We start from the raw sequence: 21,935 nt of genomic DNA, 5'->3' as shown, positions 1-21,935 counted from the left end.
TCGCGCATTTCGCACCTCGCTCGGGTGCGTGACGACAACTCCAGGAGGTCCGGTGGCAGGCGCGGAACGAACGATCATCGAAACCCTCGCACCCAAGCTCGAACCCCTGGGAATACTCGTCGAGGACGTCACCGTCGTGCCCGCGGGCAAGCGTCGCCTCGTGCGCATCCTCCTCGACCGCATCGTGGCGATGGACACGGCCACGACGGAGCCGGTTGCTCCCGTCACGCTGGATGAGGTCGCCGACGCCACCCGCGTCGTCAGCGACGAGCTCGACGACACGAACGTCATGGGCGAGCAGCCCTACGTTCTGGAGGTCAGCTCCCCGGGCACCGACCGCCCGCTCACCGAACCCCGCCACTTCGCCCGCAACGTCGGGCGACTCGTGGCGATCACCCTCGACGACGGCTCGAAGATCGCCGGACGCCTCACGTCCGCCGATGCCACCGAGATCGTCGTCACCCCCGAGCAGGGCGGCAAGAAGGCCGGCGGCCACGCCTCGGCCGAGCCGACCCGACTCGAGTACCCAACGATCACCAGCGCCAAGGTGCAGGTGGAATTCATGCACGGTGGCGACACCGACGGCGTGGGAGAGGACGTCTGATGGACATCGACATGGCAGCACTGCGCGCCCTGGAGCGGGAGCGCGAGATCCCCATGGACGTCATCGTCCCGGCGATCGAGCAGGCCCTCCTGCTCGCGTACCAGAAGGAGGAGGGCGCCTACCGCCGCTCCCGCGTCGAGCTCGACCGCAAGAGCGGACACGTCGTCGTCTGGGCGCGCGAGGACGGGCAGAAGCAAGAGGACGGCACCTGGAGCGAGCCGGGCCCCGAGTTCGACGACACCCCGACGAACTTCGGCCGCGTCGCCGCGAGCACGGCGCGCCAGGTCATCGTGCAGCGCATGCGCGACGTCGAGGACGAGGCCATCTTCGGTGACTTCGTCGGCAAGGAAGGCGACATCGTCGCCGGCACGATCCAGCAGAGCAACGACTCGCGGTTCGTCAAGGTCGACTTCGGCACGATCGAAGGCATCCTCCCGGCCGCCGAGCAGGTGCCGGGTGAGGTCTACCGCCACGGCGAGCGCATTCGCTGCTACGTCGTCTCCGTGCGACGCGGCCCGAAGGGCCCGCAGATCTCCCTCTCGCGTACCCACCCGAACCTCGTGCGCAAGCTCTTCGCGATGGAGGTGCCCGAGATCGCCGACGGCACCGTCGAGATCGCGGCCCTCGCCCGCGAGGCGGGACACCGCACGAAGATCGCCGTGCACGCGACGCAGCCCGGCGTCAACGCCAAGGGCTCCTGCATCGGGCCCATGGGTCAGCGCGTGCGCGCCGTCATGTCGGAGCTGCAGGGCGAGAAGATCGACATCGTCGACTTCTCCCGCCAGCCCGAGGAGTTCATCGCGGCTGCACTCTCGCCGTCGCGCGTGGAGTCCGTGGAGGTGACGGACCCGAAGGCGCGCGCTGCGCGCGTCATCGTGCCCGACTTCCAGCTCAGCCTCGCCATCGGCAAGGAGGGCCAGAACGCTCGCCTCGCGGCCAAGCTGACCGGCTGGCGCATCGACATCCGTCCGGACACGGCCGTGGGCGCTCCGGCGGTTGCCGACGAGCGCTGATCCGGGCCGGAAATCCTCCGGGTGCGAGGGCACCCGGGGGATTTCGCGTTTTCCCGCCCCGGGGGCGAACAGGTAGGCTAGGGGGCGAACGGTGACAGACAGAAGGTTGGTGACGTGATCGACGTGACCGACACGGATGTCGAGCTCTCCCGAAAGTCCGAACCGCAGCGCACCTGCATCGGATGCCGGGGCAAGGGCGGCCGTTCCGTTTTGCTGCGCATCGTGTGCGATGAGAATGCCGTCCTGGTACTCGACTCGCGCAAGGCGATGCCGGGCAGGGGAGCGTGGCTCCACGCCGACGAGACGTGCCTTTCCCAGGCCACGACCCGCCGCGCTTGGGGACGGGCACTTCGCCTGCGATCGGCGGTCTCCACCGACGCGCTGGCGGAACAGGTGGAACGGGAGATCCGTTCCACGTCGTACGACGACGAAAACGCCGGAAGGACCCGCAGGGGGACTTCCACGACAGTGACCGAAAGCGGGTTTGACGCTATGAGCACCCGATGAGTTCTCAGCGATGAGCACCCTCAACTGACGGTCTGCCGGGCTCGAAAGCCTTGGCGGTCCGTCGAAAACCGACAGGAGAAACGTGGCCAAGGTTCGAGTCCACGAGCTCGCCAAAGAGCTCGGAGTCGAAAGCAAGGAACTCCTTGCGCATCTCAAGGCGCAAGGCGAGTTCGTGAAGTCCGCAAGTTCCACGATCGAGGCGCCCGTGGTGCGCAAGATCAAGGAGAACCCGCCGAAGCCGACGAAGGCAGGCGGCGAGTCCGCGGACGACAAGTCCAGCGCGCCCGCGAAGAAGGCAACGCCGTCCGCGGCGAAGCCGGGCGCCCCCAAGCCGGGCCCGAAGGCACCGGCATCCAAGCCTGCGCCGAAGGCCGAGACCCCGGCTCCCGCGCCGTCGCCGGAGCCCAAGCGCGAGGCCCAGGCTCCCAAGCCCGCCGAGGCGAAGCCCGCGACGCCGAAGTCGGAGGCTGCAACGCCGGCGCCGGCACCCAAGGCTCCCGGAGCGAAGCCCGGCCCTGCAGCGCCGAAGCCGGCTCCGGCCGCGCCCGCTCGCAACGAGCGTCCCGGTGCCGGCCGTCCCGGCCCGCGCCCCGGCGCTCCGCGTCCGGGTAACAACCCGTTCAGCTCGAGCCAGGGCATGGGCCGCAGCGAGCGTCCGCAGGGCGATCGTCGTGGCGGCGGCCGCGAAGGCGGCTCCCCGCGTCCGGGCAACAACCCGTTCGCGCCCAGCCAGGGCATGCCGCGTCCCGGCAACCGTGGTCAGGGCCAGGGCGGTCCGCGTCCGGCCGGTGCGGGCGGTCCCCGTCCCGCTGGTGCGGGCGGTCCGCGTCCGGCCGGTGCAGGTGGCCCCCGTCCCGCGGGTGGCTCCGGCGCACCGCGCCCGAACCCGGGCATGATGCCGTCGCAGGCTGCCGTTCCGCGTCCGGGCGAGCGCCCGGCCCGCGGTGGTGGCGCAGGTCGCCCCGGTGGCGGCGGTCGTCCCGGCGGCTTCGCCGGTCGTCCCGGCGGTGGCGGTCGTGGCCCCGGTGGTCGCGGCGGCACCCAGGGCGCCTTCGGTCGCGGCGGCAGCAAGGTCCGCGGTCGTAAGTCGAAGCGCGCGAAGCGTCAAGAGTTCGAGCAGATGCAGGCTCCGTCGATCGGCGGCGTCAGCGTCCCGCGCGGCAACGGTTCGACCGTCATCCAGGTGCGCCGCGGTGCGTCCCTGACGGACTTCGCCGACAAGATCGACGCGAACCCGGCGAGCCTCGTCACCGTGCTGTTCCACCTCGGTGAGATGGCCACGGCGACGCAGTCGCTCGACGAGGACACGTTCCAGCTGCTCGGTGCCGAGCTCGGCTACGACATCCGTGTCGTCTCGCCGGAGGACGAGGAGAAGGAACTCTTCTCCCAGTTCAACATCGACCTCGAGGCCGAGGCCGAGGGCGAGGACGACGAGATGCTCGAGCAGCGTCCCCCGGTCGTCACCGTCATGGGTCACGTCGACCACGGTAAGACGCGCCTGCTCGACGCCATCCGCAACGCGGACGTCGGCAAGGGCGAGGCCGGTGGCATCACGCAGCACATCGGTGCCTACCAGGTCCACAAGGAGCACGAGGGCGTCGACCGTCCCATCACCTTCATCGACACCCCCGGTCACGAGGCGTTCACCGCCATGCGTGCCCGTGGTGCGAAGGTCACGGACATCGCCATCCTCGTGGTCGCGGCCGACGACGGCGTCATGCCGCAGACGATCGAGGCGCTCAACCACGCCCAGGCGGCCGACGTCCCGATCGTGGTGGCGGTCAACAAGATCGACGCCGACGGCGCGAACCCGGCCAAGGTGCGTCAGCAGCTGACCGAGTACAACCTCATCGCCGAGGAGTACGGCGGCGAGACGATGTTCGTCGACGTGTCGGCCAAGCAGGGGCAGAACATCGACAGCCTCCTCGAGGCCGTCCTGCTCACCGCCGACGCCGCGCTCGACCTGCGCGCCAACCCGGACAAGGACGCCCGCGGTGTCGCGATCGAGGCCAACCTCGACCGTGGTCGCGGTGCCGTCGCAACGGTTCTCGTGCAGTCCGGTACGTTGCGCGTCGGTGACGCCATCGTCACCGGCCAGGCCTACGGACGCGTTCGCGCCATGCTCGACGAGCACGGTGAGAACGTTCAGGAAGCCGGCCCGAGCCGTCCCGTGCTCGTCACGGGTCTGGCCTCCGTGCCGCGCGCCGGTGACACGTTCATCGTGGCCCCGGACGACCGCACGGCCCGTCAGATCGCCGAAAAGCGTGAAGCGGCAGACCGTCAGGCCTCGCTCGCCAAGGCTCGCAAGCGCATCAGCCTCGAGGACCTCAACGAGCAGCTCGCTGCCGGCAAGGTCGAAACCCTCAATCTCATCCTCAAGGGTGACGTGTCGGGTTCGGTCGAAGCACTCGAGGACGCGTTGCTGCAGATCGACGTCGGCGACGACGTGGACCTGCGGATCATCGACCGTGGTGTCGGCGCGATCACGATGAACAACATCAACCTCGCTGTCGCCTCTAACGCCATCATCGTCGGATTCAACGTTCGCGCCGAAGGCCAGAACGCCGAATACGCCGAGAAGGAAGGCGTCGAGATCCGCTACTACTCGGTCATCTACCAGGCGATCGACGAGATCGAGCAGGCCCTCAAGGGCATGCTCAAGCCGGAGTACGAGGAGCACGAGCTCGGTTCCGCCGAGATCCGTGAGATCTTCCGCTCGTCCAAGTTCGGCAACATCGCCGGATCCATGGTGCGCAGCGGTGAGATCAAGCGCGGCTCCAAGGCACGCATCACGCGTGACGGCGTCGTCATCACCGAAAGCCTCGAGATCGCCGGTCTGCGTCGCTTCAAGGACGACGTCACCGAGGTCCGCGAAGGCTTCGAGTGCGGTATCAACCTGGGCTCGCACAACGACGTCCAGGTCGGAGACCTCATCACGACGTACGAAATGCGGGAGAAGCCGAGGGACTAGCCGTTCCCTTGGGCCGTCTTCCGGTCTGAATCCCTCGCAAGCTCGGGATTCAGCCTCGGTGCGACAGCCCTTCGGGCCGCATCACGAGCGAAAGCCCTCACGACCCCTCGCAAGCTCGGGGTTCGTGGGGGCTTTCGCTTGTTCTGCGGAGTCCGCTTCCAGCGTGGTTCGGTCATGGGGAGTGTTGGGCTTTCCGCATGTGGGCTTCTTGAGTCGCATCTCCGTTCGATGGTGGCCGCGTTCCGCACTCTCGACTTGGAGATCTGAGCTCCCGCAGCCTGGACCTTCGTCGCCTGGCCGAACGCCGCGGATTCGGGGGAGGGGTTGTCACTGCGGCACACTGGAGCCCGTGAATTCCGAGAACGCCGCCGACGAGACCCAGCCCGAGCTTCGCGCATCACTCGACACCGCGCCCGACGGGCGCCTCCTGCTCCTCGCACCCTCGTCGAACCGCGTTTACGCCGGAGACGCTGCGCGCCTCAACGCCGCGGAGATCACCGTCATGGCCGACGCTCTGGGCCTGGACGCCCGCGTACGACCCGTCACCGTCGCCGGCGTCGATTACCTCAACATCGAAGGCGACGACGACCTGCTCACCCGCGTCGTGAGCGAGGCCAGCGGCGCCTTCGCCCTCTTCGGTTCGGCCGACGGGCTGCTGCGCCCGACGGCCCTCGAACGTCGTCGCCCCTACAGCGACGACCTCGTCACGATCCAGAAATACCAGGGCAAGACGAACGAGCAGTTCACCCACCTGCTGCTCAACGTCACCGCTGCGCTCGCAAAGCGCCCGCAGGCGCTGCTCGACGGCTCCCTCCACGTGCTCGACCCCATGTGCGGTCGCGGCACCACCCTCAACACCTGCCTCCTGCGCGGTATCGACGTCACCGGCGTCGACCTCGACAAGAAGGACTTCGAGGCCTACCAGGCGTTCATCACGACGTGGCTTCGCTCCCACCGCCTCAAGCACGAGATCGATGCCAGCCAGGTGCGTCGCGAAGGCCGGACGCTCGGGCGTGCGCTCGAACTCGAGACCGCACCGACGAAGGAAGACTGGAAGGCCGGACGCACCCAACAGGTCACCTACCTCAACGTCGACACCACCAGGCTCGGGCGTGTCATGCGCAGGACGAGCGTCGACGTCGTCGTCGCCGACACGCCCTACGGCGTCCAGCACGGCTCCCACGGCGACAAGCTGGACCGTTCCCCGGTGCAGCTCCTCGAGCGAGCGCTGCCGTCCTGGCACGACACCCTGCGCACGGGCGGCACGGTCGGCCTCGCCTACAACCGCCACGTCGTGAAGCCCGGCGAACTCGCCGACGTGCTCGACGCGCACGGTTTCTCGGTCGTCCACGGCCACGGCGCGCCTGCCGCCGGCCTCGACGAGGACGCGTTCCGTCACCGCGTCGACGCCTCGATCGACCGCGACATCGTGGTCGCCCGCAAGGGCTGACGCACGCTGGGGCGACGGCGTGCGCGACAGCCCGCCGCGCCACGGCTGTTGCCCGGCGAAACGCCGGAGCAGGCAGCTGCCACACACGCGAAAACCACGGTGCTCACGCGCCGACACATCACATAGGGTTGGGGCGAAAACGTCGTCCGGCTCAAGGAGGATCCCATGGCCGACCAGGCTCGCGCCCGCAAGGTCGCTGACCGCATTAAGTCGCTCGTCGCCGAGTTCGTCGAGTTCCGTCTCAAGGACGAGCGGGTGGGCTTCCTCACGATCACCGACGTGCGTGTCACGGGCGACCTGCAGAACGCCTCGGTGTTCTACACCGTCTTCGGCTCGGACGCCGAGCGCGCCGCCACCGCCGAGGCGCTCGCCGACAACCGCGGTCGCATCCGCAGCCACGTCGGCAAGGGTCTCGGCATCCGTCTCACGCCGACGATCGAGTTCTTCCCCGACGCCCTGCCCGAGGGCGCCGCTCACCTCGAGGACGCGCTCGCCAAGCGCGCGCCCGCGACGAGGAACTCGCGCGGTCCTCGCAGGGGGCTGCGTTCGCCGGCGAGGCCGACCCGTACAAGAAGCCCGAGCCGCGGACGAGCAGTGAACGACGCGCGACCGCAGACACCCGACGGCATCCTCATCGTCGACAAACCGGTCGGATGGACGTCGCACGACGTCGTCGGCCGGATGCGACGCCTCGCGAACACGCGCCGGGTCGGGCACGCCGGCACCCTCGACCCGATGGCGACCGGCGTGCTCGTTGTGGGCGTCAATCGCGCGACGAAGCTGCTCACCTTCCTCGTCGGCTGCGACAAGGAGTACACGGCCACGATCCGGCTCGGGCAGTCCACCGTCACCGACGACGCCGAAGGTGATGTCGTCGATGCGCCCGGTGCCACGCGCGAGGTCGTGGCCGAGCAGGCCCTCAGCGCTGCTGTCGCCGAACTCACCGGCGACATCGACCAGGTGCCGAGCAGCGTGAGCGCCATCAAGATCGACGGTAAGCGCTCCTACGCCCGGGTGCGTGGGGGAGAGGACATCGAACTCGCCGCCCGCCCCGTCACGGTCAGCCGCTTCGATGTTCTCGAGGTGCGCGAAACGAGTGCCGATGGTGCCACGCGCGTCGTGGACGTCGATGTCGTCGTCGAGGTCTCCTCGGGCACGTATGTGCGTGCCCTCGCACGTGACCTCGGAGCCGCCCTCGGCGTGGGCGGCCACCTCACGGCCCTGCGCCGTACCCGCGTCGGCACCTTCACGCTCGACGCTGCCCGCACCCTCGACGACATCTCGACCGAGGTCGACGCCGGCCGGGCCCCGAGCGTCATCCCGATGGCGGATGCCGCCGCAGACGCCTTCGCCGTTCATCACGTCACCGAGGACGAGGAGCGGGCGTTGACCTTCGGCCAGCGCATCGCCTCGGCACCGGAGCGCGCCGAGACCGTGGCCGCCATCGCCCCCGACGGGCGCCTCGCGGCGATCCTCGACGAGAGCACGCCGAAGGCGAAGTCGCGAGTCACCTTCCCGAAGTAATCCACCGGCCAGCCGGTTTCTGCGACGCCGTCGCAACAGTCGGTGCTCCGGGCGTACGATGCTCAGGTTTCGCACCGTCACCCGAGAGGCCACCGTGTCCAAGCTCCCCACCTGGTGGAAAGGCTTCAATGCCGCCGAGCGGCGTTCGATCCTGGGGATGACGGCTTTCGTCGCCCTCCTGCACGTGCTCGGCTGGGGTGTGCTCGCGCTCATCGTGGCGCCCCAGAACCTCCATCTCGGCACCGACGGACGGGGCCAGGTCTTCGGCATCGGGCTCGGAATCACGGCCTACACGCTCGGGATGCGCCACGCCTTCGACGCCGACCACATCGCGGCCATCGACAACACGACACGCAAGCTCCTCAACGACGGGCGCGATCGCAAACCGGTGAGCGTCGGCTTCTGGTTCTCGCTCGGCCACTCGAGCGTCGTCTTCACGATGTGCCTCCTGCTCGCCCTCGGCGTCAAGGCCATCGCCGGACCGGTGGCCGACGACGATTCGAACCTGCACCGGTGGCTCGGCATCTTCGGGCCCACCGTCTCCGGCAGCTTCCTGTGGCTCATCGGCATCCTCAACCTCGTGAGCCTCATCGGCATCGTGCGCGTCTGGCGTCGGGCCCGCCGTGGTCACCTCGACGAGGTCGCCCTCGAGGAACACCTCAACGGCCGTGGCTTCTTCGCGCGCTTCTTCCGCGGGGCGACGAAGTCGATCACCAAGCCGGCCCAGATGTACCCGCTCGGCTTCCTCTTCGGCCTCGGGTTCGACACCGCGACCGAGGTCTCGCTCCTCGTCCTCGCCGGCGGAGCTGCGGCCTTCGCCCTGCCGTGGTACGCCATCCTCACCCTGCCCGTCATCTTCGCCGCGGGCATGAGCCTGCTCGACGCCGCGGACGGCGTCTTCATGACGCGTGCGTACGACTGGGCCTTCGCCAAGCCGTTGCGGCGCCTGTACTACAACGTCACCGTCACCGGCCTCTCGGTCGTCGTCGCCCTCGTCATCGGCACGATCGAACTCGCCTCTGTCGTCAGCGACAAGTGGGGCATCACGAGCGGGCCGGTGGCGTGGCTCGGCGCGATCCCGCTCGACGAGGTCGGATACGTCATCGTCGGGCTCTTCGTCGTGACGTGGCTGCTCGCCGTGGCGGTGTGGCGCCTGGCACGTATCGATGAGCGCGAGCTCGGCGTCAACGGCTAAGGTGGGCGAGTGTTGCGCCTGAGTGATCCTTCCGACCTGCCGACCGATTTCGGTCCCACCGTCGTCACCCTGGGAAACTTCGACGGCGTCCACCGAGGGCACGCCGCGGTGATCGCCGAGCTCCACGAGCAGGCAGCCAAGCATGACGCCAAGACGGTTGCGGTGACGTTCGACCCGCACCCCCTCGCGGTCCTGCACCCCGACCGTGCGCCTGAGTTGCTCACGGGCCTCGAAGACCGCCTCTATCTGCTCGAACAGCGCGGCCTCGACGCCGTCGTCGTCATGCCGTTCACCCGCGAACTGGCCGCCGAGACGCCCCGTGAGTTCGTCGAGGGCACCTTCGTCGACGCGCTCGGCGCCCGCGCCGTCGTCGTCGGGAAGGACACCCGCTTCGGCAGCAAGAACTCCGGTGACATCGACACCCTGTGCGAACTCGGCCAGGAGTTCGGCTTCGACGTCGTCGCGCTCGACGACGTCGGCCCCGGCGTCCGCTGGTCGTCGACGCAGGTGCGTGAGTTGCTCGCCGCGGGCAAGGTCGACGAGGCCGCCGACGTGCTCGGGCGTCACCACTGCGTCGTCGGCGAGGTCGTCAAGGGCTTCCAACGGGGCCGCGAGCTCGGTTTCCCGACCGCCAATCTCGCCCGTGACGCCGACGGCGTCGTACCCGCCGACGGCGTGTACGCCGGGTGGCTCGTGCGTCGTGAACTGCCGCAGGACCACCCCGAGTACCGGCTGCCGGCCGCGATCTCCGTGGGCACCAACCCGACCTTCGACATTCCGGAGCGAACGGTGGAGGCCTACGTTCTGGACCGCGACGACCTCGAGCTGTACGGCGAACGCGTCGCCATCGAATTCGTCGGCCGCCTGCGCGGCAACGTGAAGTTCGACTCCATCGACGAACTCATCGAGCAGATGTACGCCGACGTCGCCGCCTCCCGCCCTGTCCTTGGCTGCTCGTGAACGACACGGTCGAGGCTTGCGCGACCTCGCGCACCTCGACCTCGGCCTGCTCGTTGCCGCGGCGGGACTGAGCCTCCTCGGCATCCTGCTCACGTGGTCGGCAACAACTGCGACGAGCGGAAGCTCTTTTGCCGTCCGCGGAGCACTCAACGTCGCCGTCGGTATGGCTTTGGCGTTTGCCGTGTTGCGCCTCGACGCTCGCACGCTGCGGGCGGCCGTTCCGCTGGCCTACCTCGCCGGGGTGCTCGGACTCCTCGCCGTCCTCAGTCCACTGGGCAGCACGATCAACGGCTCGCGGTCGTGGATCGAGCTGCCGGGTTTCTCCGTCCAACCCGCCGAGATTGCCAAGGTGGCTCTCGGCCTTGCCCTCGCGTCAGCGCTCGCCGACACCGATCAGGTGAGGGGCGCGCTCGCCCGGCGTGACGTCCGTGTCGGCCTCGGTCTCGCGGCCGTTCCGCTCGCGCTCATCATGGCGCAGCCGGACCTCGGCTCGGCGCTCGTCGTCACCGCGATGGCGGTTTCCGCGTTCGCAGTCGCGGGGCTTCGTGCGCGGGTCTTCGCCTGGCTGTTCGCCGCCGCCGTGGCCGTAGCGGTCCTCGCCTTCACGACGCCGTTGCTCGCTCAGTACCAACGCGACCGGCTCCTCGCGTTCTGGCGGCCCGAGGCCGACCCGTCGGGCATCGGTTATCAGGTCGCGCAGGTCAAGCTCGCCATCGGTTCGGGCGGCTGGTTCGGTCAGGGGCTGTTCGAGGGCCGCTCGACCCAGGGTGGATTCATCCCCTTCCAGTACACCGACTTCGTCTTCTCCGTCGCAGGGGAGGAGCTCGGCTTCGTCGGTGCGCTCGGCATCGTCGCCCTCGAGATGTTCGTCGTCGTGCGGACGCTCGTCATCGGCATCCGCTCGAGGGACGCCTTCGGCCGCATCCTGTGCGGAGCGATCGCGGGGTGGTTCCTCTTCCAGAGCGTCGAGAACATCGGGATGAACCTGGGGCTCATGCCCGTCACTGGTGTGCCCTTGCCGTTCGTGTCCTACGGCGGTTCGAGCATGTTCTCCTGTTGGATCGCGGTCGGGCTCGTCGGAAACGTCCATGCGGCATCGCGCCGTCGCATATCGTGAGGGAAAACACGATGTGAACCCGCGGGTAACTGCCGGCGCCGCACCTCTGGAGGGCACACCATGGTCATGAACAAAGCTGACGAGACCTTCGATCGGAGCATCCTCGACAACCGGGCACGCTCCGTCGCGCACCTGTTCACGCAGCGCGTCGCGAAGACGCCGCACTTGGAGGGCTTCCGCTTCGCCAAGGACGGCGCCTGGAAGTCGATGACGTGGGCGCAGACCGACAAGGATGTGCGCGCGATCGCCGCCGGTCTCATCTCCCTGGGCATCGAAGGCCAGGAGCGTGTCGCCATTGCCTCGTCGACGCGCCTCGAGTGGGTGCTCGCCGACCTCGGCACCATGCTGGCCGGTGCCGCCACCACCACTGTCTACCCGACGTCGCAGCTCAAGGACGTCGTCCACATCCTCACCGACTCGGGCTCGCGCATCGTCTTCGCCGAGGACGCCGAGCAGGTCGACAAGCTGCGCCAGGGTCGTGGCCAGATCGGTGAGATAGTCAAGGTCGTCACGTTCGACGGCGAGGGTGACGGCGACTGGGTCATCACCCTCGACGACCTGCAGAAGCTCGGTGAGGAACTGCTCGCCAAGGAGCCCAACGTCGTCGAGGAGCGCATGGAGGGCATCCAGCCCGAACACCTCGCCACCCTCATCTACACGTCGGGAACGACCGGCCCGGCCAAGGGCGTGCGTCTGCCGCACTCCGCATGGGCGTACGAGGCGGCCGCCGTCGACTCGACCGGGCTGCTCAACTCCGACGACGTGCAGTACCTGTGGCTCCCGCTGGCCCACGTGTTCGGCAAGATGCTTCTGTGCCTGCCGATGCAGGTCGGCTTCCCGACGGTCGTCGACGGTCGCGTCGACAAGATCGTCGAGAACCTGCCCGAGACGAAGCCGACGTGGATGGGCGCTGCGCCGCGCATCTTCGAGAAGGTCTACGCCCGCATCAACGGCATGATGGAGGCCGACGGCGGCGTCAAGCTCAAGCTCTACAAGTGGTCGGTCGGTGTCGGCATGCAGGTGGCCGAGGCCCGCGCCCAGGGACACGAGCCGAGCGGCGCCCTTGCGGCGAAGTACAAGCTAGCGGACAAGCTCGTCCTCGCGAAGATCCGCGACCGCTTCGGTGGGCAGATCCGCTACTTCATCTCCGGTTCGGCGGCCCTCAACAAGGACGTCGCGCTGTGGTTCTCCGCCGTCGGCATGCCGGTGCTCGAGGGTTACGGCCTGTCGGAGTCGTCTGCTGCGGCCTCGGTCAACCGCCCCTACCTCGGCGCCAACCAGGCCGGCACCGTCGGATGGCCGCTGCCGGGCACCGAGTTCAAGCTGGGCGAGGACGACGAGCTTCTCGTCAAGGGCCCGGGCGTCATGCAGGGGTACTGGAACCTCGAGGAGGAGACGAGTCGCGTGCTCGTCGACGGCTGGTTCCACACCGGTGACATCGGTGCGATCGACGAGAGCGGCCACATCCGCATCACCGACCGCAAGAAGGACCTGTTCAAGACCTCGAACGGTAAGTACGTCTCGCCGGGTGCTATCGAGGCAATGTTCAAGGGCGTGTGCCCCCACGCCTCCAACCTCGTGGTCGAGGGTGACGGTCGCAAGTTCGTCTCCGCCCTCATCACGCTCGACGAGGAGGCCATCGCGGGCTGGGCCGAGAAGAACGGCATGGCCGGCAAGAGCTACCGCGACATCGTCACGAGCGACGCCTGCCGCGATATGGTGCAGGGCTACGTCGACGAGATGAACCTGCAGCTCAACCGCTGGGAGCAGATCAAGCGCTTCATCATCCTGCCGCGCGACCTTTCCATCGAGGAGGGCGAGATCACGCCGAGCCTCAAGCTCAAGCGCCGCGTCGTCGTCGAGAAGTTCAAGGGCGATCTGGACGGCCTCTACACCGACTGATCAGCACCCTCAAGACGAACGACCCGGTCCGCATCGGACCGGGTCGTTCGTCTGTGTGAGGCGGCACACCTTCGGGTAATGTTAGAACCGTCAGCTACTTTCGCCGCTAACATCGACCCGGGGTGGGTCCAGCGGCCGCAACTCCTCGATTGGAGGTTTTCCATGTCCGTCGACACGACCTTCCGAAACCGTGAGCACAAGGAGATCGTTGGGGAGCCCGAGGTCGTCGAAGACGGCGCTGTGGAGAACAGTGCGGCCTGGAAGCGCCTCAAGGAGGCCGCGCGCAGCATCGCGAGCGTGCAGGGCAAGGACGGTTCGATTCCGGATGCGGCCCACCACGAGCAGGCTCGCCAGGACGTCACCGTCCTCGTCGATGCCGTCGAGACGCTGCGCCCGCGTTTCGCTCACGACGACGCGTACCTGCGTGCGCTCGTCGTCGACTTCGAGCGCTGGCGTGACGGCGGCTTCGGGGTGCCGGACTTCCTCGACTCGCTCGTCGAGTTCCAGCCGCAGCAAAACCGCGTCGACGGGCTGCAGCACCTCGTCGTCTTCCCGATGTACACCCAGAACGGCTCGCCGAACCGTCACATCGAGGCCGTCCTGACCGAGGTCATCTGGCCCGGCTTCATCGAGGACCTCGAGCGCGCGTACACGAACCGACTCTTCGTCTCGCTGCGCTTCCTCGACTTCACCGACGGTTACGACACCAACTCGGCCGTGCTCTTCCCGGAGACGGTGGCCATGTGCGAGGTGCCCACGTTCACCTGGGGGGCGATCTTCCAGGACCGCGAGGCAGCGCGCTTCCGCACGGTGCTCAAGGCTGCCGCGGACGTGACGCGCCTCGAACTGCCGGAGGGCGCCGAGCGCCTGGCGCAGGACCAGGAGCTCACGGAGAAGACCTTCGTCATGTGGGATCTCATCCACGACCGCACCCACATGCGCGGTGACCTTCCGTTCGACCCGTTCATGATCAAGCAGCGCATGCCGTACTTCCTGTACTCCCTCGAGGAACTGCGCTGCGACCTCACGACCTACCGTGAGTGCGTCGCACTGGAGAAGAAGCTCGCCGCTCGCCGTGACGAGGGCTTCGGCCTCTCCGTTGACGAGCTGGAGATGCTCGACCACGCCGGACTCGTGCAGTACGCCGTGCTCTTCGACCGCATCTTTCGCTTCGCCATCACGGGGGACCGCACGCGCAACTACGACGGCCTCGGCGGGCAGCTGATCTTCGCGTGGCTGCACCAGAAGGGCGTCCTTCACTGGACCGACACGTCGCTCGCGTTCGACTGGGATGCCGTGCCGGCCGCCGTCGTCGAACTCGGTGACGCGATCGACGACCTCTACTGGCGTTCGATCGACCGTCCCAAGGTGACGCACTGGCTCGCCGCGTACGACCTCATTCGCGGCGTGCTTACGCCGCACCCGGCGTCCGCATGGGCCAAGGGTCTGCCGGACGAGGTGCTCGCCGGTCCGCCGAAGGGCTACACCGACGCGGTGCTCGACGACGAGTTCCCGCTGTCGATGTTCTACGAGGCCTTCAACCGCAAGATGCAGCCGGTGATCCTCTCCACGAGCGGGATGACGGGCAAGGATGTCTGATCTGAATTCCCTGACGGTGCTCGTCGCGGGTGCCACGAGCACCAGCGGCGAGGTGATGGCGCGCGCCCTGACCGGTGCCGGGGCGCGCGTTGTCGCCGTCGGTCGCAGTGACGACAAGCTCGCTGCGCTGCGCGAAGCCGTGCCGGGCACCGTGACGTTCACCGCGGACCTCGCGAGCGAGGACGACGTCGCGAGCCTCACCGAGCGAGTTCACGCCGAGGTGGGCCCCATCGACGCACTCGTCCACCTCGTCGGTGGGTGGCGCGGCGGGGGAGGCCTCGCCGGTCAGAGTGAGGCCGACTACCGGTTCCTCGAGAACTCGTTCACCGCGTTGCGTTTCGTCTCCCGCGCGTTCGACGCCGACCTTCAGGCCTCGAGCCGGGGCCGGGTGGCCGTCGTGTCCAGCACGGCGCTCAAGCGCCCGCTCGCCGGTGGTGCCAACTACGCCGCGGTCAAGGCTGCGACGGAAGCCTGGACGCGGGCCCTCGCACATGGCTTCACCAAGGCCGCGCGTGACGAGGGACGTGACCTCTCCGGTGCCGCGGTGATCTACCGCGTCAAGGGGTTGGATGGTCTGGAAGAAGCGCTCGCCGACGCCGTGGTCACCGCCTTCGCGGGCGACGCGGCCGACGTGAACGACCAGATCATCGATCTCACCGGGAGTCAGGCGTGAAGACGGAGCACGACCTCAACGAGCGCGGTTTCGCCTCGGACAACTACGCCGGGGTGCACCCGGACGTCATGGCAGCCCTCGTGGCGGCGAACGGCGGACACCAGGTGGCCTACGGCGCCGACGTGTACACGGCGCGGCTGCAGGAGGTCATGGCCCGTCACTTCGGTGACGACATCGAGGCGTTCCCCGTCTTCAACGGCACCGGCGCGAACGTCGTCGGGTTGCAGGCCATGTTGCCGCGCTGGGGCGCGGTCATCGCTGCGACGACGGCGCACATCAACGTCGACGAGGGCGGTGCCCCGGAGCGCGTGGGCGGGTTCAAGATCCTCAACGTCGTCACGCCCGACGGAAAGCTGACGCCGGAACTCGTCGACACCGAGGCCTGGGGCTTCGGTGACGAGCACCGCGCGCAGCCCGGCGTCGTCTCGATCACGCAGTCGACCGAGCTGGGCACGCTCTACACGGTCAAGGAGATCAAGGAGCTCGCCGACCACGCCCACTCGCTCGGCCTCAAGCTGCACCTCGACGGCTCGCGGCTGTCGAACGCAGCGGCGGCCCTCGGCGTCAGTCTGCGCGAGATGACGACGGACGCCGGTGTCGACGTCCTCAGCCTCGGCGGTACGAAGAACGGTGCGATGCTCGCCGAGGCGGTCGTCGTCATGAACCCGGAGGCAGCCGAAGGCCTGCCGTACGTGCGCAAGTACACGATGCAGCTGTCGTCGAAGATGCGGTTCGTCGCGGCGCAGCTCATCGCCCTGTACGAGGGCGAGCTGTGGCTCGAGAACGCCCGTCACGCCAACGCGATGGCGCGTCGTCTGCGCGACGGTGTGGAGGCCGGTCTCGCGGACGGTTCCATCAAGGGTGTGGAGTTCACCCAGGACACGTACGTCAACGGCAACTTCGCGGTGCTGCCCGAAGGTGTGGCCGACGTCCTGCGCGAGAAGTTCCGGTTCTACGACTGGGACGCGGCGCGCCGCGAGGTGCGCTGGATGTGCTCGTTCGACACGAGCGAGACCGACGTGGACGCGTTCGTCGCAGCCATCGCTGAGGCAACCACCGGCTGATCGTCCGGCAGGCCGTCGCACTCACGCGACAGGCGCGCCCACGGCAACCTTTTGGGGTTGTCCGTGGGCGCACCTATTCTTGAAACATGCCTGGTGAGTCCCTCTTCCACGACCTTGAGCCCCTGCTGGAGCAGGTGAACAAGCCGATCCAGTACGTCGGCGGCGAGCTCAACGCCCAACTCAAGGACTGGAACTGCGGCGGCTACGGCCCCGACGGTGAGGAGCTGACCACCCGCTGGGCGCTCATGTACCCCGACGCCTACGAGGTGGGCGTGCCCAACCAGGGCGTCATGATCCTCTACGAAGTGCTCAACGAGCGCGACGACGCTCTCGCCGAGCGCACGTACTCGATGTGGCCGGACATGGAAACGCTCATGCGCGAATCCGGCGTTCCGCAGTTCACCGTCGACGGTCACCGCAGCGTGCGCGACTTCGACGTGCTGGGTGTCTCGTTCTCCACCGAGCTCGGCTACACGAACCTGCTGACGGCGCTCGATCTCGCGGGTATCCCGATGCACGCGAACGAGCGGGGTCTCGACGACCCCATCGTCCTCGCGGGCGGGCACTCGGCCTTCAACCCCGAGCCCATCGCGGACTTCATCGATGCCGCCGTCGTCGGTGACGGCGAGGAGGCCGTGCTCCTCATCACCGACATCATCAAGGAGTGGAAGAGCAGCGGTAAGCCCGGCGGACGCCGCGGCCTCCTGCTCGAACTCGCACGCACCGGCAGTGTCTACGTGCCGTCGATGTACCAGGTCGACTACCTGCCCGACGGGCGCATCCAGCGCGTCGTCCTCACCGAGGAGGCGCAGGGCGTGCCGTGGCGCGTCTCGAAGCACACGGTGATGGACCTCGACGAGTGGCCGTACCCGAAGCAGCCGCTCGTACCGATGGCCGAGTCGGTGCACGAGCGCATGAGCGTCGAGATCTTCCGCGGCTGCACCCGCGGCTGTCGCTTCTGCCAGGCAGGCATGATCACCCGCCCGGTGCGCGAGCGCTCCATCACCGGTATCGGCGAGATGGTCGAGAACGGCCTGGCCGCAACCGGTTTCGAGGAGGTCGGCCTGCTGTCCCTCAGCTCCGCCGACCACACCGAGATCGGTGATCTCGCCAAGGGCCTGGCCGACCGCTACGAGGGCACCCAGACGGGTCTGTCCCTGCCCTCGACCCGCGTCGACGCGTTCAACATCGACCTCGCCAACGAGCTCACCCGCAACGGTCGACGCTCCGGTCTGACGTTCGCGCCCGAGGGCGGCAGCGAGCGCATCCGCAAGGTCATCAACAAGATGGTCTCCGAGGACGACCTCATCAACACGGTCGCAGCGGCCTACGGCGCCGGCTGGCGTCAGGTGAAGCTGTACTTCATGTGCGGGCTTCCCACCGAGACGGACGAGGACGTCCTGCAGATCGCCGACATGGCCAAGCGCGTCATCGAGACGGGCCGCCAGGTCTCGGGTCGCAAGGACATCCGCTGCACCGTCTCCATCGGTGGCTTCGTGCCGAAGCCGCACACGCCGTTCCAGTGGTGCGGTCAGCTCTCCGCGGAGGAGACCGACGAGCGCCTCAAGAAGCTCAAGGACGCCATACGCTCCGACAAGAAGTTCGGTTCGAGCATCGGCATGCGCTACCACGACGGCAAGCCCGGCATCGTGGAGGGGCTGCTCAGCCGCGGTGACCGCCGCATCGGTTCGGTCATCGAGGCGGTCTGGCGTGACGGCGGTCGGTTCGACGGCTGGAGCGAACACTTCAGTTACGAGCGGTGGATGGAACAGGCCGCCCGCGTCTTCGCGGAGATGGACGACCCCATCGACGTCGACTGGTACACCACGCGCGAGCGCGGCGAACTCGAGGTGCTCCCGTGGGATCACCTCGACTCCGGCCTCGACAAGGAATGGCTCTGGCAGGACTGGCAGGACGCCCTCGACGAGGAAGAGGTCGACGACTGCCGCTGGACGCCGTGCTTCGACTGTGGCGTGTGCCCGCAGATGGACACCGACATCCAGATCGGCCCCACGGGCAAGACGTTGCTGCCACTCACCGTTCTCGGCTCGGGAGCCAAGAAGCTGGCGTCAGCCGAGCACTCGCACTGATGGCCACACGCTCCAGGGCGTCCCGGCGAGGACGCTCCGGACGCGCACGTCGAGCTCCGGCGAGCGTCAGGGGCCGTGACACCCGCGTCGACAGTCTGCGCGGACTCGTCCTCATCTCGATGTTCGTGGCGCACTGCGCTCCGAGCCCCGGGCCGCTGCGCCTGTTCAACCTGACGGAGTTCGCCACGGCGCCGCTGTTCGCTCTTCTCATCGGCATCGGCGCCGAACTGGGCGACCGAGGAAGCCGCGGGCTCCCGGCAGCGTTCGTGCGCGCCGGCATTCGCGCCGCTGTGCTGGTCGCTCTCGGTTTGTGGCTGGAGACGTGGGGAGCCCAGGTCGACATCGTCCTGCTCTACCTCGCGTTGCCGACCCTTCTGGCTCCGTTGCTCGCTCGACTTCCCGTGACGGCGCTTGCCGGTGTCGCGACGGCGCTGTGGGCTTCGGCCCCCTACTTCATGGAGTCGTTCGGCTCGAAGGCGGCCGAGGCTGCCGTCCGGGGCGACCAGGTCGGTGCGCGTTTGTGGAATGTGGTCTTCACCGGTACCCACTATCGCCTGACGACGCTCCTCGTCTTCACGTGCATCGGCATCATCCTCTGGCGAGCGATGTCGTCGGTTCGCCTCAATTGGCACATCGCGGCAGCAGGCGTCTTCTCGCTCCTCCTGGCTGCAGGGCTGATGCTCGCCAAGGAGGGCGGCCGCATCGACTTCGAGCCCTACAGCGGCACGCACCTCGAGGTCGCCTTCTGCGCGCTGCTCGTCGTCGGTATCTCGGGCGTCTGGCTCGGGCTCGCTCCCGACCATGTGGACATCCCGCTGCTCTCCGTCGCGGGTGCCATGACGCTCAGCGTCTACGTGGTGCAGATCGGATACCTCGCCTGGTACGTACGCTCGTACGCACCAGGTCAGCCCGACGACAGCTGGGCGAACGTCGCGATCCTCACGGCTCTCGGACTTGTCCTTCCTCTCCTGTGGCGCTCGGCCGTTCCGCGCGAACCGCTCACGAAGGGCCCGATCGAAGGTCCGACGGCGGTGCTCACCCGCGTCTTCCGCTGATGGCCGAGGGGGCTCACCCGGATCAGGCGGGGACCGTGACCTCGCTCGGCACCCGACCTCGACGCCTCATGCCCAGACATGCCACAGCAGCGAGTCCGCACAGCGCGGCCCCGACCATCCAGGCCCACGTGTAGGTGCCGAGTCCGTCGCGCACCATGCCCGCCGCCGTCGCGGCGATCGCCGCCCCGATCTGGTGGCTCGCGAAGACCCAGCCGAAGACGATGGCGCCTCGCTCCGGGCCGAAGTACGCGCGGCACAGGGCAATGGTGGGCGGCACGGTTGCCACCCAGTCGAGGCCGTAGAAGAGGATGAAGACGAACATGCTCGGCTTCACGTCGTCGGTGAAGAGCATGGGCAGCACGATGAGGCTCAGTCCCCGGCCCGCGTAGTAGATCGTGAGCAGCAGCGCAGGGTCGACGCGGTCGGTGAGCCATCCCGAGAAGATCGTGCCGATGATGTCGAACACCCCGACGAGCGCGAGAAGGCTCGCGGCGGCCGTGCCGGCCATGCCGTGATCCATGGCGGCCGGAATGAAGTGGGTGCCGACGAGGCCGTTCGTCGTCGCGCCGCACACGGCGAACGTGAAGGCCAGGATCCAGAACGCCGGACGGGCGGCCGCGTCCTTGAGCGAGGAGAGCGCGAGTCGGGCCGCGCCCGTGGAAAACCGGTGGGGGAGTGCGCACGGGCTCGTCGGCCGGTACGCCGTAGGCGTTGACGCCGAGGTCGGCGGGGTGATTGCGCATGCGCCAGAGCACAAGCGGGATCGCGACGAGCGCCAGTGCACCGATGGCGACGGTGGCCGAGCGCCAGCCCGACGCATCGGTGAGCTGGGCCATGATCGGCAGGAAGATGAGCTGGCCCGTCGCCGCCCCGGCGGCCAGAACACCCGAGACGGTGGCGCGGCGCTTCTCGAACCACCGGTTGCTCACCGTCGCGACGAGCGACATCGACATGACGCCGGCACCGAGGCCGATGAGCGCGCCCCAGCATGCGATGAGCTGCCACGGCTGCGTCATCCACACCGGCAGCACGGCGCCTGCGGCGATGAGGGCGAGCGCGGCCACCACGACCGCGCGGACGCCGAAACGCTCCATGGCCGCGGCGGAGAACGGCGCAGTGAGGCCGTAGAAGAGGAGATTGACCGACACGGCGGAGCCGATGAGGCCCATCGACCACCCGAACTCCTCGTGGAGCGGATGCATCATGACGCTCGGTGCCGAACGGAAACCGGCGGCGGAGATCGCTGTGATGAAAGTGATGCCCGCGACGATCCAAGCGGGGTGGAGCCGCGGTGCGCGCGGGCGCATCGGCTGCGTCATGAACGCATGGTAGAGGCGCTCGACGCGAGCACGGGTAGGCTTCTCACTCGTGGCACGTCAGCGAGTTCCCGAAGGCCCACCTCCCGCACCGGCAGTGCAGAAGGTGTCCGTGCGCTACGCCAAGCGCGGGCGCCTGCGCTTCTCCTCGACACGCGACTTTCAGCGCGCGCTCGAGCGAGCGGTCCGTCGCGCGGGCGTGCCGATGGCCTTCTCCGCCGGCTTCCACCCTCATCCGCGTATTTCCTATGCCAACGCTGCCCCGACGGGAACGGCGTCCGAGTCGGAGTACTTCCAGCTCCAACTGACGCAGGTGTGTGACGTCGAGAAGCTTCGTGAGGCACTCGACGAGTCGCTGCCGACGGATCTCGCCGTCCTGCGTGTCGTGGAAGCCGCACCGGGTGCGCTCGCGGATCTGCTCCAGGCCAGCGTCTGGCAACTCGACTTCGAGGGCATCCCGCTCGAGACCCTCACCGAAGCCGTCGACGCGTTCATGACGCGCACCGAACTGCTCGTCACGCGCATGACGAAGTCGGGCGTGCGCGAGTTCGACGTCCGCCAGGCTGTCCTCACCTCCGACGTCGTCGGGGTTCGTTCCGACGCCGGTGCCGAGATCGCCCGGTGGACGATGACGATCCAGCACACCACGCCCGCCGTACGACCCAACGACGTGCTCAAGGGCATCGGTGAACTCACGGAACTCGTCGTTCCGCGCCCGCCGCTCATGACCCGCCTCGCGCAGGGCACTCTGGAGCCCGGCAACACGGTCGGAGACCCGTTCGAGCAATGATGTCCTCGCGTGGCGAGTGGGCCGCACGGCGACGACCTGTGCGATACTGCCTGTGGTTCGCGTGAGTCTCACAGAATTCGCGGCGAACCCGCAGAACCTTCCGAC

17 protein-coding genes and 2 pseudogenes are annotated in these 21,935 nt (G+C 68.2%); 17 read left to right on the top strand and 2 right to left on the bottom strand.

Going from position 1 to position 21,935, the window contains the following annotated elements; translation table 11 throughout:
* The first annotated feature begins 52 nt into the window (after positions 1–52).
* The 16 genes and pseudogenes from D1832_RS03820 to D1832_RS03750 all read left to right on the top strand — a co-directional run bounded on the left by D1832_RS03820 (position 53) and on the right by D1832_RS03750 (position 19,724).
* Positions 53–604, top strand: a complete 552-nt coding sequence (locus tag D1832_RS03820; RefSeq protein ID WP_241510852.1) for a ribosome maturation factor RimP — start codon at positions 53–55, stop codon at positions 602–604.
* Complete coding sequence (gene nusA / locus D1832_RS03815) at positions 604–1,617, top strand: transcription termination factor NusA (RefSeq protein WP_118912685.1); 1,014 nt, start codon at positions 604–606, stop codon at positions 1,615–1,617. The genes D1832_RS03820 and nusA overlap by 1 nt, the downstream gene beginning before the upstream one ends.
* Positions 1,618–1,731: 114 nt before the next feature.
* Positions 1,732–2,124, top strand: coding sequence for a YlxR family protein (locus tag D1832_RS03810; RefSeq protein WP_241510851.1), 393 nt, complete (start codon positions 1,732–1,734; stop codon positions 2,122–2,124).
* Between the two features lie 82 nt (positions 2,125–2,206).
* The gene (infB, locus tag D1832_RS03805) at positions 2,207–5,095 is read left to right on the top strand and encodes a translation initiation factor IF-2 (protein WP_118912684.1); all 2,889 of its coding nucleotides are present in this window, start codon (positions 2,207–2,209) and stop codon (positions 5,093–5,095) included.
* Positions 5,096–5,444: 349 nt separating this feature from the next.
* The gene (locus D1832_RS03800) at positions 5,445–6,545 is read left to right on the top strand and encodes a TRM11 family SAM-dependent methyltransferase (RefSeq protein WP_241510850.1); all 1,101 of its coding nucleotides are present in this window, start codon (positions 5,445–5,447) and stop codon (positions 6,543–6,545) included.
* A gap of 165 nt (positions 6,546–6,710) precedes the next feature.
* A pseudogene (rbfA, locus tag D1832_RS16185) lies at positions 6,711–6,974 on the top strand (30S ribosome-binding factor RbfA); the annotation flags it as partial.
* 165 nt (positions 6,975–7,139) lie between these two features.
* Complete coding sequence (gene truB / locus D1832_RS03795; RefSeq protein ID WP_206609345.1) at positions 7,140–8,069, top strand: tRNA pseudouridine(55) synthase TruB; 930 nt, start codon at positions 7,140–7,142, stop codon at positions 8,067–8,069.
* A gap of 58 nt (positions 8,070–8,127) precedes the next feature.
* Positions 8,128–9,264 carry a Nickel transporter NicT gene (gene nicT, locus D1832_RS03790; protein ID WP_118912682.1) on the top strand — a complete coding sequence of 379 codons (1,137 nt, stop codon included), beginning with the start codon at positions 8,128–8,130 and terminating at the stop codon, positions 9,262–9,264.
* A gap of 9 nt (positions 9,265–9,273) precedes the next feature.
* The gene (locus D1832_RS03785) at positions 9,274–10,224 is read left to right on the top strand and encodes a bifunctional riboflavin kinase/FAD synthetase (protein WP_118912681.1); all 951 of its coding nucleotides are present in this window, start codon (positions 9,274–9,276) and stop codon (positions 10,222–10,224) included.
* A gap of 16 nt (positions 10,225–10,240) precedes the next feature.
* Positions 10,241–11,341: a rod shape-determining protein RodA gene (gene rodA, locus D1832_RS03780; RefSeq protein WP_241510848.1), complete on the top strand. Its 1,101-nt coding sequence runs from the start codon at positions 10,241–10,243 to the stop codon at positions 11,339–11,341.
* A 66-nt stretch (positions 11,342–11,407) separates the two neighbouring features.
* Positions 11,408–13,243 carry an AMP-dependent synthetase/ligase gene (locus tag D1832_RS03775; RefSeq protein ID WP_338067282.1) on the top strand — a complete coding sequence of 612 codons (1,836 nt, stop codon included), beginning with the start codon at positions 11,408–11,410 and terminating at the stop codon, positions 13,241–13,243.
* 162 nt (positions 13,244–13,405) lie between these two features.
* Entirely contained in the window at positions 13,406–14,842 is a 1,437-nt protein-coding gene (locus D1832_RS03770; protein ID WP_118912678.1) for a DUF6421 family protein, read from the top strand.
* Entirely contained in the window at positions 14,835–15,515 is a 681-nt protein-coding gene (locus tag D1832_RS03765; protein WP_118912677.1) for an SDR family NAD(P)-dependent oxidoreductase, read from the top strand. The genes D1832_RS03770 and D1832_RS03765 overlap by 8 nt, the downstream gene beginning before the upstream one ends.
* Entirely contained in the window at positions 15,512–16,579 is a 1,068-nt protein-coding gene (locus D1832_RS03760; RefSeq protein WP_118912676.1) for a threonine aldolase family protein, read from the top strand. The genes D1832_RS03765 and D1832_RS03760 overlap by 4 nt, the downstream gene beginning before the upstream one ends.
* Positions 16,580–16,665: 86 nt before the next feature.
* A complete protein-coding gene (locus D1832_RS03755) occupies positions 16,666–18,669 on the top strand; it encodes a TIGR03960 family B12-binding radical SAM protein (protein ID WP_047312031.1) in 2,004 nt (667 codons plus the stop codon).
* Entirely contained in the window at positions 18,669–19,724 is a 1,056-nt protein-coding gene (locus D1832_RS03750) for a hypothetical protein (protein ID WP_147362602.1), read from the top strand. The genes D1832_RS03755 and D1832_RS03750 overlap by 1 nt, the downstream gene beginning before the upstream one ends.
* Positions 19,725–19,746: 22 nt before the next feature.
* Here D1832_RS03750 and D1832_RS15715 read toward each other — a convergent pair whose 3' ends face one another.
* Both D1832_RS15715 and D1832_RS15710 read right to left on the bottom strand, forming a co-directional pair.
* Entirely contained in the window at positions 19,747–20,481 is a 735-nt protein-coding gene (locus tag D1832_RS15715; RefSeq protein WP_241510847.1) for an MFS transporter, read from the bottom strand.
* A gap of 19 nt (positions 20,482–20,500) precedes the next feature.
* Positions 20,501–20,926 (bottom strand): annotated as a pseudogene (locus D1832_RS15710) (MFS transporter); the annotation flags it as partial.
* A 226-nt stretch (positions 20,927–21,152) separates the two neighbouring features.
* On the opposite strand from D1832_RS15710, the gene D1832_RS03740 reads away from it, so the two are divergent.
* Positions 21,153–21,830 (top strand): TIGR03936 family radical SAM-associated protein, encoded by a 678-nt coding sequence (locus tag D1832_RS03740; RefSeq protein ID WP_322613749.1) that lies wholly within the window; start codon positions 21,153–21,155, stop codon positions 21,828–21,830.
* Positions 21,831–21,935 lie beyond the last annotated feature (105 nt).

The sequence above is a fragment of the Dermacoccus abyssi genome (genome assembly GCF_003515945.1).
GTDB lineage: Bacteria > Actinomycetota > Actinomycetes > Actinomycetales > Dermatophilaceae > Dermacoccus > Dermacoccus abyssi.
Note: the sequence above shows the minus strand (reverse complement) of the source record. Positions and strands in the feature narration are given on the sequence as shown.

What these genes read in the sequence shown, in the direction of transcription:
- nusA (WP_118912685.1), top strand. Translation starts at nt 604, where the DNA reads ATGGACATCGACATGGCAGCACTGCGCGCCCTGGAGCGGGAGCGCGAG.
- nicT (WP_118912682.1), top strand. Translation starts at nt 8,128, where the DNA reads ATGCTCAGGTTTCGCACCGTCACCCGAGAGGCCACCGTGTCCAAGCTC.
- D1832_RS03775 (WP_338067282.1), top strand. Translation starts at nt 11,408, where the DNA reads ATGAACAAAGCTGACGAGACCTTCGATCGGAGCATCCTCGACAACCGG.
- D1832_RS03770 (WP_118912678.1), top strand. Translation starts at nt 13,406, where the DNA reads ATGTCCGTCGACACGACCTTCCGAAACCGTGAGCACAAGGAGATCGTT.
- D1832_RS03765 (WP_118912677.1), top strand. Translation starts at nt 14,835, where the DNA reads ATGTCTGATCTGAATTCCCTGACGGTGCTCGTCGCGGGTGCCACGAGC.
- D1832_RS03755 (WP_047312031.1), top strand. Translation starts at nt 16,666, where the DNA reads ATGCCTGGTGAGTCCCTCTTCCACGACCTTGAGCCCCTGCTGGAGCAG.
- D1832_RS03750 (WP_147362602.1), top strand. Translation starts at nt 18,669, where the DNA reads ATGGCCACACGCTCCAGGGCGTCCCGGCGAGGACGCTCCGGACGCGCA.